Source organism: Plantibacter sp. VKM Ac-2880 (genome assembly GCF_015351235.1).
GTDB lineage: Bacteria > Actinomycetota > Actinomycetes > Actinomycetales > Microbacteriaceae > Plantibacter.
Genome location: NZ_JADKSJ010000001.1, coordinates 1,100,450 through 1,114,601, shown reverse-complemented (window position 1 = coordinate 1,114,601; position 14,152 = coordinate 1,100,450). Strand labels below are relative to the sequence as shown.

Annotated in this window: 14 protein-coding genes, 3 tRNA genes and 1 pseudogene; 10 read left to right on the top strand and 8 right to left on the bottom strand. The window is 70.4% G+C overall.

The annotated features are described in order from the left end of the window. Positions 1–47: 47 nt before the first annotated feature. The gene (locus ITJ57_RS05460) at positions 48–1,343 is read right to left on the bottom strand and encodes a M23 family metallopeptidase (protein ID WP_228506510.1); all 1,296 of its coding nucleotides are present in this window, start codon (positions 1,341–1,343) and stop codon (positions 48–50) included. Positions 1,344–1,632: 289 nt separating this feature from the next. On the opposite strand from ITJ57_RS05460, the gene ITJ57_RS05455 reads away from it, so the two are divergent. The 9 genes and pseudogenes from ITJ57_RS05455 to ITJ57_RS05415 all read left to right on the top strand — a co-directional run bounded on the left by ITJ57_RS05455 (position 1,633) and on the right by ITJ57_RS05415 (position 6,744). Next, positions 1,633–1,708, top strand: a tRNA-Glu gene (locus tag ITJ57_RS05455). Positions 1,709–1,825: 117 nt separating this feature from the next. Further along, positions 1,826–1,899: transfer RNA gene (locus ITJ57_RS05450), tRNA-Asp, on the top strand. A 78-nt stretch (positions 1,900–1,977) separates the two neighbouring features. Then, positions 1,978–2,050: transfer RNA gene (locus tag ITJ57_RS05445), tRNA-Phe, on the top strand. A gap of 256 nt (positions 2,051–2,306) precedes the next feature. Continuing rightward, a complete protein-coding gene (locus tag ITJ57_RS05440; protein ID WP_194669200.1) occupies positions 2,307–2,687 on the top strand; it encodes a hypothetical protein in 381 nt (126 codons plus the stop codon). A 221-nt stretch (positions 2,688–2,908) separates the two neighbouring features. Then, complete coding sequence (locus ITJ57_RS05435; protein WP_194669199.1) at positions 2,909–4,240, top strand: HNH endonuclease signature motif containing protein; 1,332 nt, start codon at positions 2,909–2,911, stop codon at positions 4,238–4,240. 557 nt (positions 4,241–4,797) lie between these two features. Further along, on the top strand, positions 4,798–5,256 hold the full coding sequence (locus ITJ57_RS05430) for a hypothetical protein (protein WP_194669198.1): 459 nt from the start codon (positions 4,798–4,800) through the stop codon (positions 5,254–5,256). Positions 5,257–5,319: 63 nt separating this feature from the next. Beyond that, the gene (locus ITJ57_RS05425; RefSeq protein ID WP_194669197.1) at positions 5,320–5,919 is read left to right on the top strand and encodes a TetR/AcrR family transcriptional regulator; all 600 of its coding nucleotides are present in this window, start codon (positions 5,320–5,322) and stop codon (positions 5,917–5,919) included. Next, a pseudogene (locus ITJ57_RS19305) lies at positions 5,916–6,326 on the top strand (arsenate reductase ArsC); the annotation flags it as partial. The gene ITJ57_RS05425 and the pseudogene ITJ57_RS19305, both read left to right, overlap by 4 nt. Before the next feature lie 277 nt (positions 6,327–6,603). Continuing rightward, entirely contained in the window at positions 6,604–6,744 is a 141-nt protein-coding gene (locus tag ITJ57_RS05415; RefSeq protein WP_194669195.1) for a hypothetical protein, read from the top strand. Positions 6,745–6,770: 26 nt separating this feature from the next. Here ITJ57_RS05415 and ITJ57_RS05410 read toward each other — a convergent pair whose 3' ends face one another. The 5 genes from ITJ57_RS05410 to ITJ57_RS05390 are packed head-to-tail and all read right to left on the bottom strand — an operon-like array spanning position 6,771 to position 10,709. After that, on the bottom strand, positions 6,771–7,532 hold the full coding sequence (locus ITJ57_RS05410; protein ID WP_194669194.1) for a GH25 family lysozyme: 762 nt from the start codon (positions 7,530–7,532) through the stop codon (positions 6,771–6,773). 34 nt (positions 7,533–7,566) lie between these two features. After that, positions 7,567–8,649, bottom strand: coding sequence for a sulfate/molybdate ABC transporter ATP-binding protein (locus ITJ57_RS05405; RefSeq protein ID WP_194669193.1), 1,083 nt, complete (start codon positions 8,647–8,649; stop codon positions 7,567–7,569). Beyond that, positions 8,646–9,488: an ABC transporter permease gene (locus ITJ57_RS05400; protein ID WP_194669192.1), complete on the bottom strand. Its 843-nt coding sequence runs from the start codon at positions 9,486–9,488 to the stop codon at positions 8,646–8,648. Before ITJ57_RS05400 ends, ITJ57_RS05405 begins: the two co-directional genes overlap by 4 nt. Before the next feature lie 4 nt (positions 9,489–9,492). Beyond that, positions 9,493–10,308 carry a molybdate ABC transporter substrate-binding protein gene (gene modA, locus ITJ57_RS05395; RefSeq protein WP_194669191.1) on the bottom strand — a complete coding sequence of 272 codons (816 nt, stop codon included), beginning with the start codon at positions 10,306–10,308 and terminating at the stop codon, positions 9,493–9,495. Then, entirely contained in the window at positions 10,305–10,709 is a 405-nt protein-coding gene (locus ITJ57_RS05390; RefSeq protein ID WP_194669190.1) for a molybdopterin-binding protein, read from the bottom strand. Before ITJ57_RS05390 ends, modA begins: the two co-directional genes overlap by 4 nt. 126 nt (positions 10,710–10,835) lie before the next feature. On the opposite strand from ITJ57_RS05390, the gene ITJ57_RS05385 reads away from it, so the two are divergent. Beyond that, the gene (locus ITJ57_RS05385) at positions 10,836–11,483 is read left to right on the top strand and encodes an SGNH/GDSL hydrolase family protein (RefSeq protein ID WP_194669189.1); all 648 of its coding nucleotides are present in this window, start codon (positions 10,836–10,838) and stop codon (positions 11,481–11,483) included. Between the two features lie 27 nt (positions 11,484–11,510). Here ITJ57_RS05385 and ITJ57_RS05380 read toward each other — a convergent pair whose 3' ends face one another. Both ITJ57_RS05380 and coaBC read right to left on the bottom strand, forming a co-directional pair. Continuing rightward, complete coding sequence (locus ITJ57_RS05380) at positions 11,511–12,809, bottom strand: M23 family metallopeptidase (protein ID WP_194669188.1); 1,299 nt, start codon at positions 12,807–12,809, stop codon at positions 11,511–11,513. A gap of 63 nt (positions 12,810–12,872) precedes the next feature. After that, a complete protein-coding gene (gene coaBC, locus ITJ57_RS05375; RefSeq protein WP_194669187.1) occupies positions 12,873–14,126 on the bottom strand; it encodes a bifunctional phosphopantothenoylcysteine decarboxylase/phosphopantothenate--cysteine ligase CoaBC in 1,254 nt (417 codons plus the stop codon). Positions 14,127–14,152: the final 26 nt, after the last annotated feature.

Sequence of the window (14,152 nt, the reverse complement as noted above, 5' to 3'; positions counted from 1 at the left end):
CGCTTCGTCGTGCGGAGTGCCGCGATCAGCCGAGCGGTGCGCCGCGATCAGCCGAGCGGTGCGCCGCGGTCGGCCATGAACGGCTGTGCGTCGATCGCGTTGCCGTTGATGCGGACCTCGAAGTGCAGGTGGCAGCCGGTTGAGGCACCGGTCGTGCCGACGTAGGCGATGACCTGCCCGGCGGAGACCTGGTAGCCGACACCGACCTGGATGCCGCCGTCCACGATGTGCGCGTAGCCGGTCGAGACACCCGAGCCGTGATCGATGAGGATGAAGTTGCCGTAGGTGCCGTACCACCCGGCGTAGGTCACCGTGCCGGAGGTCGCCGCGTAGATCGGGATCCCGCACCCGCCCGCGATGTCCGTACCCCGGTGGAAGCTGCCTGAACTGCCGCCGCCGGTGGAGATCGGGTCGCGATACCCGTAGGTGCCGGAGATGCTGCCGGATGCCGGGATGGCCCAGCCCTGGCTGCTGAGCTGACCGCCGTCGGCGCTCTGCCCTCGGGCGGCCGCCTCCGCTGCGGCTTTCGCCTTCGCCGCGGCGACGCCGGCCTCGTAGTCCTGGACCGTCTTCGCCGTCGTGTCCTGCAACGCCGTCAACTGGGCGTTGAGCGTGACGATGAGTTCCTGGTTCTGCTCCAGCTTCGCCGCTGCAGCGGATGCCGCCTCCTGCGCGGCCTGCATGGCGACCTGCGCGGCCTGCCGCAGCGACTCGCGTTCGTCACGGGCGACGCCGGCCTGCTCACCGAGTGCGGCTGCGGTGTTCCGTGCGGCGACAGCCTGCTCGTAGACACCGTTGCTGTGCTCGGCGACCTGGTTCATGTTGCCGAGCTTCGACAGCAGGTCGGTCGCGCCCTTGCTCTCCCCGTCGAGGAAGAGGCTCAGGCTGAGGTCTGCACCGCCGGAGCGGTACAGCTGGGAGGCGACCCGACCGGCCTGCTTGGTCGCCGTGTCGGCTTCGGTGGTCTTCGCGTCGGCCTGGGCCTGGATCGCGGTCGCACGGGCGTCAGCCTCGAAGAACGCCTCTTCAGCCGCCTGGAACTCGGTTCCGCGCTTCTCGGCCTCGTCCTGGGCCACCTGCAGTTCGTCCTGCAACTGGACGATGAAGTTCTTGATGTTCGTGACCTCGGCGGCCTTCGCAGCCTCATTGCCCTTCGCCGCCTGGACGTCGTCCCACGAGGGGTAGTCGGCTGCCGAGGCGGGTCCCGCGATGCCGAAGGACCCGACGATCGCGAGGGACATCACGACCGCGGCGGCGAGGCGTCCGCGCCAACGGGCGGAGGACACCGTCCCGGCGGTCGTCGTCCGGCCTCGGCGCGAGGCACCGGGAAGTCTCTTGCTCATGAAGTACGGCCCATCTCGGTTCGCTGCAGTCACATCGGTCACATCTGTACCACTGTCCACGGTACTCCCGAAGGGGTGGGGACAGCCCTCGGACACCCCGCCCGACAGCCGAGCGGGCATGGTGCCACGCCCGAGGCTAACCCCGCCCATGTGCGGCTCAGCGGTCATTCGGCGCCTGTCGCGAGATCCGGCGTCGACCGCGAAACGGGGTCGTGGGAACCCGATTTTGGATTCCGGGGTTTCATCCGTATGCTTGTCGCTCGGTAGTCATGAAGCTTCAGGGCTTCGCGGCCCTATCGTTTAGCGGCCTAGGACACCGCCCTTTCACGGCGGCAGCACGGGTTCGAATCCCGTTGGGGTCACCACCGACTACTGGAAAAACAGCCGCTCAGATTCAGGTATAGTGAGTCTGCGCGACTGCGAGAAGCACTGAGCAACACCAGCATCACCGCAGTTCTTATCATCACCAATTCAACATGTATGGCCCTGTAGCGCAGTTGGTTAGCGTGCCGCCCTGTCACGGCGGAGGTCGCGGGTTCAAGTCCCGTCAGGGTCGCAAAAGGTCGGAAGCCCTCTCGCAAGGGAGGGCTTCTGCTTTTGAGACATCGTCGCCGTTCGTGCAGCTGATGTACTCGGCTCTGTAGCTCAGTTGGTAGAGCGCACGACTGAAAATCGTGAGGTCACGGGATCGACGCCCGTCGGAGCCACGGAACCCCCACCTAGCTTCTACATGGTGGGGGTTCTTTTTTTTGCCCGGCCGGCTGCCCGGCCCGCCCAGGCCCAGCACGATTTGCCACGCCCGTCCACGGTGACCAGACTCGCAGCGTGGACTCGGGACCGTCACGCCGAACGATCAGCCGCGCGCAGCGAGCGACCGTCCGTGGAGCGCACCGGTTGGCGGCTTCCGTCCTCGGCGCCCTGCTGAGCACCTCGCTCGTCTCGTGCTCCGATACGCGATACGGGATGTCTGCTGACGAAGCGGTCGGCACGTGGCGCAGCGGAGACACCTGGCTCGAGCTGGCTGACGATGGAACCTTCGACGCCACCGCCTGGCCCTCGGAGGTGCAGTGCGGAGACGACGACCCACGCGAGAACGACGTCATCGACTTCTCCGGAACGTGGGTCGTGGACAACGAGGGAACCAACCGGGACCTCGTCCTGCGGCCCGACGACGGCGCCTGCGAGCGGTCATCGATCACCTCCAGCGTGCGGAGCGACAACGATCTCGCTCGCCTGTGCGTCCACCCCCGCGGGTCCCTGTCCGGCCCGGCCGAGAACTTCTTCACCCTCTATCAGGGTGATCCGCCGGAGATCGAGGATCCGGATCGCTGCCTGAACTACTGACCCGCCCAAGCTCAGCGGACCTCTCACCCTTCCGGTCCCTGAGCAACCCTCCGCCGGTCCCTGAGCTTGTCGAAGGGCACACGAGCACCCCGGTCCCTGAGCTTGTCGAAGGGCACACGAGCACCCCGATCCCTGAGCTTGTCGAAGGGTGCACGGAGATGCGTCCACCAACGCGGATACTCCGCATCTGGAATGTCAGTGGTCCATGGTGGACTTGTTCCATGACCGAGAGCACCACTTCCGCAGTTCGAGCTGGCGACGAGTACGCCGCGCAGCTCGCGGAGTTCTCGGACGAGTATGCGGAGATCTGTCGGCAGCAGGCTGTACTGGCCGCTCGGGCGGCGCGACTCTTGGCCCGGTCCGCGGCGTATGCCGACGCCCTCGCCGACTCCGTGGTCCCGGCCGTGTACCCGCCCGCGGAACGGCAGGCGCTCTCCCGCCGGTCCACTTGTGCGGCGCTCGCGATGGCGACGCGGACGCCTGAGCAGACGGTTCAGCGTGCGACGAACGACGCGGAACGTCTCGTGAATGAAGCCCCGGCCGTGCTCGCCTCGCTTGAGGCTGGCCGCATCTCGGCCCGGCATGCGCAGACGATCATCGATCAACTCTGCGACGTGCCGGCCGCGGGTCGGGCGGCGTTCCTGGAGGCGGCGTTGCCGGTTGCGGAGGAAACGACCAACGCGAACCTCCGCAAGCGCGCCCGTGTCCTCCGCGAACGACTCCACCCCGAGTCGATCACCGCTCGCACAATCCGCTCGGAGGCCGACCGTCGGGTGGAGTTCGAGCCCGCCGCCGACGGCATGGCGTGGGTACACCTGTTCACCACCGCACCCATCGCGCAGGGCATCGTCGAACGGGTCGAGGCAGCGGCTGCCGAATCACGCAAGGCCGGCGATGCTCGCACCTGCGGACAGCTGCAGGCCGACGCCCTCGCAGCGCTAGCCCTCGCCGGAGTGACGCCGGAAGACGTGATGTCGAACCGGGTGCTCCCACACCCGATCGAGGTCCAGGAGCACATCAAGCCGACCGTGCAGATTACCGTCCCGGCGCTGAGCATGGCCGGCGTCTCCGACGCACCCGCCACCCTCGACGGGTACGGTCCGATCGACCCGGAGACCGCCGCCCGGCTCGCGGTCAACGCGCCGAGCTTGACCCGGATCCTCGTCCAGCCGGAAACCGGCGCCGTGCTCTCCGTCGGGCGGAAGCAGTATCGCGTTCCCGCCGATTTGCAGCGGGCGGTGCGCCTGCGGGACGGCACCTGCCGCGCACCGGGCTGCGGGAGGCGCGCGCGAGCCTGCGATCTCGATCACTCGGTCGCGTGGGAAGACGGAGGGACAACGGACGTCGGCAATCTCGCGTGCTTGTGTCGACATCACCACCGCATGAAGCACCTCCCGGGCTGGAACCTCGAACACGGGCCGGTGGGGTCCTCGACTGGACGACACCCGACGGGAAACATCATCGGACGGAACCCGATCCCGCACCGTTCTGACCACCTCCGGTCCCCGAGCGTGTCGGAGGGTTCTTCGTGGGCACTTCGACAAGCTCAGTGACCGCGAACGGTCCACCGGACACACTCCGCGTCCGCAGCGTCTCGAAGGATTCCTCGTGGGCACTTCGACAAGCTCAGTGACCGGGAACGGTCCACCCGACACACTCCGGGTCCGCAGCGTCTCGAAGGGTCCTCGTGCGCACTTCGACAACCTCAGTGACCGCGAACGGTCCACCGGACACACGCCGGTCCCGCAGCGTCCCCAACGGTTCTGCGTGAGCACTTCGACAAGCTCAGTGACCGGGAGCGGTTCACCGGACACACTCCGCGTCCGCAGCGTCTCGAAGGATTCCTCGTGAGCACTTCGACAAGCTCAGTGACCGCGAACGGTCCACCGGACACACTCCGCGTCCGCAGCGTCTCCAAGGGTTCCTCGTGAGCCCTTCGACAAGCTCAAGGACCAGGCGCGGTCAAGCGGACGCGCTTCGGTCCCTGAGCTTGTCGAAGGGCAGTCGGGGTGCGCCCGCTCGGTGCGCGCAAGGACCGTGCCCGACTGACATCGTGCACCTCCATCCGCAAGCCCCCGACATCCAGGTTCGATCGAGACAGACTGGTGGCATGAGTTCTGCAGACGACCGCACCACCGACGGACCCGACAACGCCCACCGAGTTCCCGACGGCGTCGACAACGCGACCGTGGAGGCGGTCGGCAAGGTGACCGAGGCCCTCGAGGTGGTGGAGCAGGCACGCGGCATGCTCTACGGCTTCCACCGCCTCACCGGCAAGGCGGACCTCGCGCTGGGCGAAGCCGCGGACGCGCTCCGCGACGCCGGGCAGACCGAGCTCGCCGACCGCATCGACCGTGAACTCGTCGGGCGGAACGTCATCGACGGTCGCTGGACGTTCCAGATCGTCGAGGACTACGACGGCAACTACTGGGAGCCGTTCCGCACGCTCGAGGCACAGGTGCGCGACGAACTCGCTGGCGGGCGCCGCCACCTCGCGGAGGCCGCCATGAAGGAGGACCGCCGCACCCACGGTGCACCCCACCACGAGGCGACACCACCCACCGTCTGACGCCACCCCGGAGGCGCCAGAGGCAGACCGGCGCGCCCACCGCAAGCCGTTAGGCTCGATCCGATGACCGACACACCTGTCTCCCGGACGAAGTTCTCCCGCCAGCTGGTGATCGTCGGAGCCGCCGAGTTCGCCGACGCGCACGGAGCCGACGCACTCACGCTCGCCGCCCTGGCCCGGCACCTGGACACCTCGGCGCCCGCGCTCCTCAAGCACGTGCGGAGCACCGAAGACCTCCGAGCCGCCGTCGCGTCACTCGCGCTGGCCCACCTCGCCAGCAGCATCGACATCGCGACGAGTGGCCTCGGCGGAACGCGAGCGCTCACCGCGCTGGCCGACACCTACCGTCGCTTCGCCCTCGCCTACCCTGGCCGGTACACCCTCGCCTTCTCGACGACCGACGCCCGGACCGCCGCGGGCGACCCCGCCGACCGGGAACTCGTCCTCCTCGTCGAACGGACCCTCGCGGGACGCGGGCTCGACAGCGTCGCGATGACCGACGCCGGCAGGATCGTCCGCGCGGCCCTCCACGGCTTCGTGTCCCTCGAGCTCGTCGACGGCTTCACCCGCGGTGCCGAGCCCGGCGCGAGCTACGCTGTCCTCGTCGAGCTGCTCGACCGTTCGTCCGCGCTCGGATCACCCCACCTCCAGGAGACGCCATGACCATCGACCCGACCACGCCGACGACACCGACCGTCCTCTTCGTCTGCGTGCACAACGCCGGACGCTCCCAGATGGCGGCCGGCTTCCTCGGGGCGCTCGCCGGCGACCGGGTCGAGGTGCTCTCCGCGGGCAGTGAACCCAAAGACCGCATCAACCAGGTCGCCGTCGAGGCGATGGCGGAGCACGGCATCGACATCACGGCCGCCGTCCCGCGCATCCTCACCACGGAAGCGGTGCGGGCGTCGGACGCGGTGATCACCATGGGCTGTGGCGACGCCTGCCCGATCTTCCCCGGCAAGCGCTACGAGGACTGGGAGCTCGAGGACCCCGCCGGGCAGGGGATCGACGCCGTCCGTCGCATCCGCGACGACATCGAGGAGCGCATCGCCGCACTGTTCGTGGAGCTGACACCCGCCGAGACGTCGGAGTTCCCGGCCGCGATCGGATCGGTCGCCGGCAGGGCGCTGTCCGCACACGGGTTCACCCGATTCGAGCAGCTCACCAGGGTCTCCCCTGCGGTGCTGCTGCGGATCCACGGCGTCGGCCCGACGGCCATCGACGTCCTGACCGCCGAACTCGAAGCCCGCTCGCTCGCCTTCGCCTCCTGAGCGCGATCGTCGGCAGGCGCCCGACGTCGGCTCGCAACCCCATTGCTCTGCGCGACAGCCGTCGTATCGTGGTCGTATGAGCAAGCACGCAGCGAACGACGACCGCATCCCCGAGGACACGGAGACCACCGAGGACTCCATCGAGCAGGAGGTCGACGGCGAGGACACGTTCCTCCCCGTCGCCGAGCCGACCACCGGCCCCGCACCCGCCCCGTAAGCCGAGGCGCCATCGGACGCCGCGGCTCAGGGGCCGACGAGCGCTCGGAGGTCGTCCAGGGAGCCGTCGAAGACGTTCACGTCGATGAACTCCTCCTTGCCGCGGTATCCGGCCAGGCGTTCCCGGCTCGTGTACTGCCAGAGGTCCCACGCCCGCCCGTCCGACAGGACCGGTGGGGTGACGACGGAGCGGATCCAGAGCGGGTTCCGCTCGTACGCACCCGCGAGGAACGCGTCGTAATACCGCATGGTCGCGTAGATGATCGGCGGCTGCCCGTAGTGCTCCTCGAGCGCCGCGAGGAGCGGGTCGAGGACGGCGGCGACCCGCTCAGCGCTCGGTGGCGTCCGACAGTAGTCGGCGTAGCACTCGAGATCGATGGTGATCGGCAACGCCCCTGCGGTGACGGGGACGGTGTCGAAGATGTTCTGGGCCTGTGTCTCGGCCGGGCTGTCGAAGCTCAGGAAGTGGTACGCCCCGATCAGCAAGCCGGTCTCGTCGGCAGCCCGCTGCGCACCCGCCCAGTTCGCGGCGAACCGTTCGTCCTGATCGCCTGATCCCTCGGTCGCCTTCATGATCGCGAAGTCGATGCGCTGGGCCGCGAGGACGTCCCAGTCGATCTCGCCCTGATACGAGGAGACGTCGACCCCTCGCACCGCGTACGAGGCCGCCAGGATGGCGTTCGGCCGCACGAGCCCCATGGCGACGAGCGCCGCGCAGATCCCGCCGATCGCAAGCGTGCCGGCCGCCCCGACGACGAGCGGCCACCAGCGTCTCCAGAATCGGTTCATCGACTCACTGTGTCACGTCTCGGTCGGTCACGGCTCATCGCGGGTAGAGGACCACCGCCCGCGGGTCGACGACGACGTCCACGACATCACCGGTGGACCACCCGGCCGAGGCGAGCTCCCGCACGGTGACGTCGGCCGAGAGGAGCTTGGTGCGGAGCCGGACGACGTCGCCACGGGGTTCGAGGTCGGTGATCACCGCCCGGACGGCGTCACCGCCCGGAGCCCCGTCTGCATCGAACACCTCCACCCGCGAGGGCCGGAACGCGCAGGCGACGGGCGCGCCCAGCGGGATGGGGTCCGCATCGACGGCCGAGTCGACCGCGACCTCCGTCCCGTCGGCCAGCCGGAGCCCGCTCCGCGTCCGCACCCCCGTCAGCAGGTTCAGGCCGGCGAGGTCCGCGGTGAACGCCGTCCGCGGCCGCTCGAGCACCTCCGACGTCGGCCCCTGCTCCACGATGCGCCCGTCGTCGAGCACGACGACCCGGTCGGCCAGGGTGTACGCGTCGAGTACCTCGTGGGTCACGAGCAGGGTCGTGCGTCCGCGCAGCTGTTCACGGAGCATCCGCCGCAGCGGTGGGGCGACCGAGGCGTCGAGCGCGGCCATCGGTTCGTCGAGGAGGAGCAGGGCGGGATCCGGCGCGAGCGCGCGTGCGAGCGCCACCCGTTGCGCCTGACCGCCGGACAGCTCAGCGGGCCGACGGTCCTCGAGGTGGGACGCCTCCACCGATGCCAACCTCCGCCTGGCGATGTCCCGTGCCTCGCCACGCGACGCCCCGGCGACGAGCGGACCGTAGGCGACATTGTCGAGCACGGTCCGGTGCGGGAAGAGCAGCGCCTCCTGCGCGAGCAGCGAGACGCCTCGTCGGTGCGGCGGGAGCCAGCGCCCATGGCCGCCCTCATCCACCCGGAACAGCTCGCGATCGCCGAGCGTCGCCTGCCCGGTGTCCGGCCGCAGCAGTCCCGCGAGGACGCCGAGCAGCGTGGACTTGCCGGCGCCGTTCGGGCCGAGCACGGCGACGGTCTCGCCTGGCGCGAGTTCGATCGCGACCTCCCAATCGCGGGCGCCCACGGTCGCCCGCAGGCTGAGCGCCGACCCGCCATACTCCGCCGGGATCATCGCTCGGCTCCCACAGCGGGTCGCGACGACGGACGTCGCCCACGAGCCGGACCTCGTGCCACTGCTCCACGGGCGCCGGCGACCCCGACGACGAGCACGGCGACCACGACGAGGACGAGCGACAGGGCGACCGCCGCGTCCGGATCAGTCTCGCGCTGCAGGTAGATCTCGAGCGGGAGGGTACGGGTCACGCCCTGCAGACTCCCCGCGAAGGTGAGGGTGGCACCGAACTCGCCGAGCGCACGCGCGAACGAGAGGATGGCGCCGGAGACGATGGCGGGCGCGAGGAGCGGCAGCGTGATCGTCCGGAACACCGTGGTCGGCCGCGCCCCGAGCGTCGCCGCGACCGCCTCGTAGCGCGCGCCGCTCGTGCGGATCGCACCCTCGAGACTCAGGACGAGGAACGGCAGGGCGACGAAGGTCTGGGCGAGAACCACAGCGGTCGTGGAGAACGCGATGCTGAGCCCGGCGTCGGCCAGCGCCGGGCCGAGCAGGCCGAGCCGGCCGAAGGTGTAGAGCAGGGCGATGCCGCCGACGACCGGCGGCAGCACGAGCGGGAGGAGGACGAGCGACCGCAGGAGCCGCTGGCCCGGGAACCGCGTGCGGGCGAGGACGAGTGCGAGCGGCACGCCGAACAGGATGCACAGTGCCGTCGCGATGAGCGAGGTCCGCAGACTCAAGCCGAGCGCCGCGATCGACGACTCCGAGGTGACGAGGGCGCCGAAGTCGGCCCAGTCGACCCGCAGCACGATCGCGACGAGCGGGAGCAGCACGAACGCCGCTCCGATCGCCGCGATCACGACGACCCAGCGGGGCACCCCCGAGCCCGGGTTCCTCATGCGGTCACGGGGCGCCGAAGCCGGCATCGGCGAGCACGCGCTGCCCGTCGGCGCTCACGACGAAGGCGGCGAAGGCCGCCGCGAGTGCGGGGTTCGCGCTCCCGGCGAGCGGCGCGGTCGGGTAGGTGTTGACGGCCTTCGACGATTCGTCGAAGGCGATGCCCCGCACCGCATCGCCCGCCGCGATCACGTCCGTCACATAGACCAACCCGGCATCGGCCTCCCCCGAGGTCACCTTGCCGAGGACGTCGGTGACCGACGACTCCTCACTGACCGGGCTGAGCGCGACGCCCGTGGCGTCCTCGACGGCGACCGTCGCCGCGCCGCACGGCACCTGCGGCGCGCACACGACCGTCTTGACGCCCGGACGGGCGAGGTCGGCGAAGGTCTCGACCTCGGCAGGGTTCGACGGGGGGACGGCGATCTGCAGGACGTTGGTCGCGAAGTCGACCGGGTCGCCCTCGACGAGGTCGGCATCGATCAGCTTCGCCATGTTCTTCTCGTCCGCTGAGGCGAAGACGTCCCCGGGAGCACCGTTCGTGAGCTGCGTGACGAGGTCGGACGACCCGGCGAAGGTGAGCTCGACGCTCGTGCCGGGGTGCGCCTGTTCGAAGTCCTCCGCGAGCGTCGTGAAGCTCGTCTTGAGGGATGCGGCGGCGTACACCGTGATGGAACCGCTGAGGTCGTGGGCCGTGGAGGAGCCGGTCGGGGTGGCCGCGGGCGCGGGCGCGGCGCAGGCGGATGCCGCGAGCAGGATCCCGACGCCGAGCGCCACGGCGCTGAGCAGTCGGACGGATCGAAGGAATGCGGTGCGGTTCATGAGCTCGCCTTCGGGGTCTCGATGAGGACCGTCGTGGCCTTCACGACCGCGATGGCCGTGGAGCCGAGTTCGAGGCCGAGTTCGCGCACGGCCTCACTGCTCATGAGCGACACCACGCGGTGCGGCCCGCACTGCAGTTCCACCTGCGCCATGACCGTGTCCATCGTGATGTCCGTGACGATGCCGACGAAGCGGTTCCGGGCGGAGCGTCCGATTTCCGAGGGGTCGACGGGGAGGACGGCGTTCTGCCGGGCGAGCTGCGCGAGCGACAGGCCGTCGACGACCGCGCGGCCGGCGTCGTCCTTCGCGCTCACGAGCGCGCCCTGGTCGATCCAGCGGCGGACGGTGTCGTCACTGACCCCGAGGAACAGGGCGGCGTCTCGGATACGGATCTGCGGCATGGAGTCAGGTTAGTCCACGCATCCGCGTCTGATCGCCCTAGTCTCGACCGCATCCGCGTACACGCTTGCCGACGGCGGACGCATTTGACCACCCCTCCGCGATGACGCCCGTTCCGAAGCACCCGTATGAGATCACGACTGCTCGCCGCCGCCGCGGTGCTCGCCCTGGCCGCCGGGCTCACCGGATGCGCCCAGTCCGACGACGACGGCCCGGTCGTCGCCTTCTACGGAGACTCCTACACGCTCGGCACCGGTGCGAGCGACCCGGCGAACCGGTGGTCGACGGTGGTCAGCGAAGAACGAGGATGGCGCGAGTTCAACCCGAGCGTGAACGGCCTGGGCTTCATCAACCACCGCGACCGCTTCGGCGACGACAGCGGCGATCTGCCCTCACTCATCATCGCCGAACGCCCCGAGATCGTCTTCGTGACGATGGGGCTCAACGACGCCTTCAGCTTCGACCGCTCGGCGGATCGGATCCACGAGCAGATCGACACCGACCTGCACCGCCTGCGCGACGCCCTGCCGGACGCCCGCTTCATCGTCGTCGAGCCCTTCTGGTACACGGACGAGCGCCCGGCGGCGATCGAGACGATCATCGGCTGGGTGGCCGACGCTGCGGGCGAGATCGACGCGGACACCGTCCCCGGAGCGTCGCACTGGATCGAGGGGCACCCGGAGTGGATGGCCGCAGACGGGCTGCACCCGAACGACGACGGCTACGCCGAGATGGCGCGCCGCATGGACGCGGAGCTCGAACGCCTCGGCCTCTGAGGCGACGCCTCCAGGCGGACCCGCCGCTCAGCCCAGGCGGATGCCCCGGTCCGCCATGAACGGCACCGCGTCGACGCGGGAGCCGCCGATCCTGACCTCGAAGTGCACGTGGCAGCCGCTGGAGGCACCCGTCGAGCCGACCAGGGAGATGTTCTGACCCGCGGACACCGACTGGCCTTCGCCGACGAGGATGCTGCTGTTGTGCGCATACCCGGTCATGACTCCGCCGCCGTGGTCGATGAGGACCCAGTTGCCGTAGGTCCCGAGCCACCCCGCGTAGACCACCTGGCCGGCGTTGGCGGCGTAGACCGCGCGACCGCACCCGGCTCCGATGTCCGTCCCGGAGTGGAACGCGTTGACGCCCGGCACGGGCCGCCCCGGTCGTGGTCCGTAGTTGTCGGTGATCCGGCCTGAGATCGGCAGCGCCCAGCCCTGACCGCCGACCGCACCGGAGCTTGCTCCACCACCGCCACCGCCACCACCACCGGCGTTCGCCGCGGCGTTCGCCGCGGCTTCGGCGGCGACCCTGGCCGCTTCGGCGGCCGCCACGGCCGCAGCAGCCGCAGCAGCAGCCGCCGCGCGCACCTCCTCGCCCTTGCGGTAGTCGGCCTCCGTGGCGGCGCGGTTCTCCTTGAGGACGATGAGCTGAGCCTCGAGCGTGGCGAGGTACTCCTGCTGGTCGGCCACGGCGGTCTCGGCGTCTGCTCGGGCCGCGACCGCGTCACCGAGGGCGGTCTCGGCCGCCGCCGCGAGGTCGCCGAGCGCGGCTTCGGCGATGGTGGCCTGCTCGGTGAGGAGCGAGGCGGTGTTCGCGTCCGTCTTCGCGCGGTCGTAGGTGCCGTCCGTCGACTCGCTGAGCTTCGAGATCGTGCTCAGCCGGCCGAGGAGCGCCTCCGGTTCGTTGTCCAGGAAGGCAGCGGTCGAGAGGTCGATGTTCCCCGACCGCAACCACGCCGCGACGAGCGCACCCGCCTGCCGCTTGGACGTCTCCGCGACGGTCGTCGCGGCGACGGCCTGCTCGCGGAGCGACACCGCACGGTAGCTGGCCTCGTCGACGGCGAGCTGCGCCGCCTCGTACTCGTCCGCACGCAACACCGCTTCGGCCTCGGCGAGCGCGGCGGCGTTCTTGAGCTCCTGGACGAGGCCTTCGATCTGGACGATGGCCGACTGCTTCGACGTCTCGCTCGACCGGGCCGCCTCGACGTCCTCCCAGCTGGGGTACTCCACCGCCGCAGCGGGTTGCGCGAGTCCCAGTGAGAGGACGATGACTCCGGCCAGGGTCGCGGCGATGGATGCGCGACGGCGCGCGGGACGGAGACGTGGCATAGTGCCCATGGTGCCAGTGGTGAGCCCCGTTCGGGGGAGGCTCGCCCATGGAGGTAGGCGGGTTCAGCGGCGGGCGAGGACGAGGTCGAGCAGGCGGTCGGCGACGGCGCGCTTCGAGCCGGACGCCTCGCCGACCAGCTCGCCCTCCCGATCGATCACGAGGACCTCGTTGTCGGGTGTGCCGAAGCCGTCGGTCCAACCGACGCGGTTGAGGACCAGGAGGTCGGCTCCCTTCCGCGCGATCTTCGCCCGGCCGAGGGCGAGGAGCTCGTCGCGGTCGGATGCGGTCTCGGCCGCGAAGCCGACGATGACGCGACCCGGGACGGCCGCCTCGGCGAGCCCCGCCAGGACGTCCGGGTTGCGCACCAGTCGCAGGGTCAGTTCGTCGCCGGTGTCGTCCTTCTTGATCTTGCGCTCGGCGATCTCGGCTGCCCGGTAGTCGGCGACGGCCGCCGCCATCACCACGAGGCTCGCCTGCTCCGCCGCTTCGTCCATCGCGGTGGCGAGTTCCGCGGCGGTCCCGACGGGGACGACCCTGAGGCCCGCGACGCCGGCCGCCTCGGCCGCGACGTCCGTGTCGAGGTGCGCCGCGACGAGCACGACCTCGGCGCCGCGGGCGACCGCCGCCTGCGCGATGGCCAACCCCTGCCGGCCGCTCGACCGGTTGCCGAGGAATCGCACCGGATCGAGCGGTTCCCGCGTGCCGCCCGCCGAGACGACGACGCGGTCGCCGCGGAGGTCACCGGCACCATCCCGACCTTGCAGGAGTGCGAGGCCCGCCGCCACGATGTCCTCCGGCTCGCTCATCCGCCCCGGTCCCTCGTCGCCGCCGGTGAGCGCACCGGTCTCCGGTCCGATGCAGGCGACCCCGCGCGAGCGCAGGAGTGCGACGTTCGCCGTCGTGGCCGGGTGCTGCCACATCTCGGTGTGCATCGCCGGGGCGATCAGGACGGGAGCCCGACTGGCGAGGATGGTGGTGCCGAGGAGGTCGTCGGACAACCCCGCCGCGAGCTTCGCCAGCGTGTTGGCCGTCGTCGGAGCGACCACGATGAGGTCGGCCCGCTGCCCGAGCGCGACGTGCCTGACCTCGGCGACGCCGTCGTACAGCGAGGTGGTGACCGGGTTCCGGCTGATCGCCTCCAGGGTCGGCAGCCCGACGAACCGCAGGGCGCTCTCGGTCGGGACCACGTGGACGTCGTGCCCGGCACGCACGAAACCGCGCACCACGCCGACCGCCTTGTAGGCCGCGATGCCGCCCGTGATGCCGACGACGACGGTACGGCGGTGCGCCCCGGGTGATGCGTCCTGCGTGGTCATCTCGTCTCCTCACCACCGGCGCTCCG

Coding starts and splice junctions, on each gene's coding strand:
- ITJ57_RS05435 (WP_194669199.1), top strand. CDS start 2,909: ATGACCGAGAGCACCACTTCCGCAGTTCGAGCTGGCGACGAGTACGCC.
- ITJ57_RS05430 (WP_194669198.1), top strand. CDS start 4,798: ATGAGTTCTGCAGACGACCGCACCACCGACGGACCCGACAACGCCCAC.
- ITJ57_RS05415 (WP_194669195.1), top strand. CDS start 6,604: ATGAGCAAGCACGCAGCGAACGACGACCGCATCCCCGAGGACACGGAG.
- ITJ57_RS05390 (WP_194669190.1), bottom strand. CDS start 10,709: ATGCCGCAGATCCGTATCCGAGACGCCGCCCTGTTCCTCGGGGTCAGT.
- ITJ57_RS05460 (WP_228506510.1), bottom strand. CDS start 1,343: ATGAGCAAGAGACTTCCCGGTGCCTCGCGCCGAGGCCGGACGACGACC.
- modA (WP_194669191.1), bottom strand. CDS start 10,308: ATGAACCGCACCGCATTCCTTCGATCCGTCCGACTGCTCAGCGCCGTG.
- ITJ57_RS05380 (WP_194669188.1), bottom strand. CDS start 12,809: ATGCCACGTCTCCGTCCCGCGCGCCGTCGCGCATCCATCGCCGCGACC.
- ITJ57_RS05400 (WP_194669192.1), bottom strand. CDS start 9,488: ATGAGGAACCCGGGCTCGGGGGTGCCCCGCTGGGTCGTCGTGATCGCG.
- ITJ57_RS05410 (WP_194669194.1), bottom strand. CDS start 7,532: ATGAACCGATTCTGGAGACGCTGGTGGCCGCTCGTCGTCGGGGCGGCC.
- coaBC (WP_194669187.1), bottom strand. CDS start 14,126: ATGACCACGCAGGACGCATCACCCGGGGCGCACCGCCGTACCGTCGTC.
- ITJ57_RS05405 (WP_194669193.1), bottom strand. CDS start 8,649: ATGATCCCGGCGGAGTATGGCGGGTCGGCGCTCAGCCTGCGGGCGACC.
- ITJ57_RS05425 (WP_194669197.1), top strand. CDS start 5,320: ATGACCGACACACCTGTCTCCCGGACGAAGTTCTCCCGCCAGCTGGTG.
- ITJ57_RS05385 (WP_194669189.1), top strand. CDS start 10,836: ATGAGATCACGACTGCTCGCCGCCGCCGCGGTGCTCGCCCTGGCCGCC.
- ITJ57_RS05440 (WP_194669200.1), top strand. CDS start 2,307: ATGTCTGCTGACGAAGCGGTCGGCACGTGGCGCAGCGGAGACACCTGG.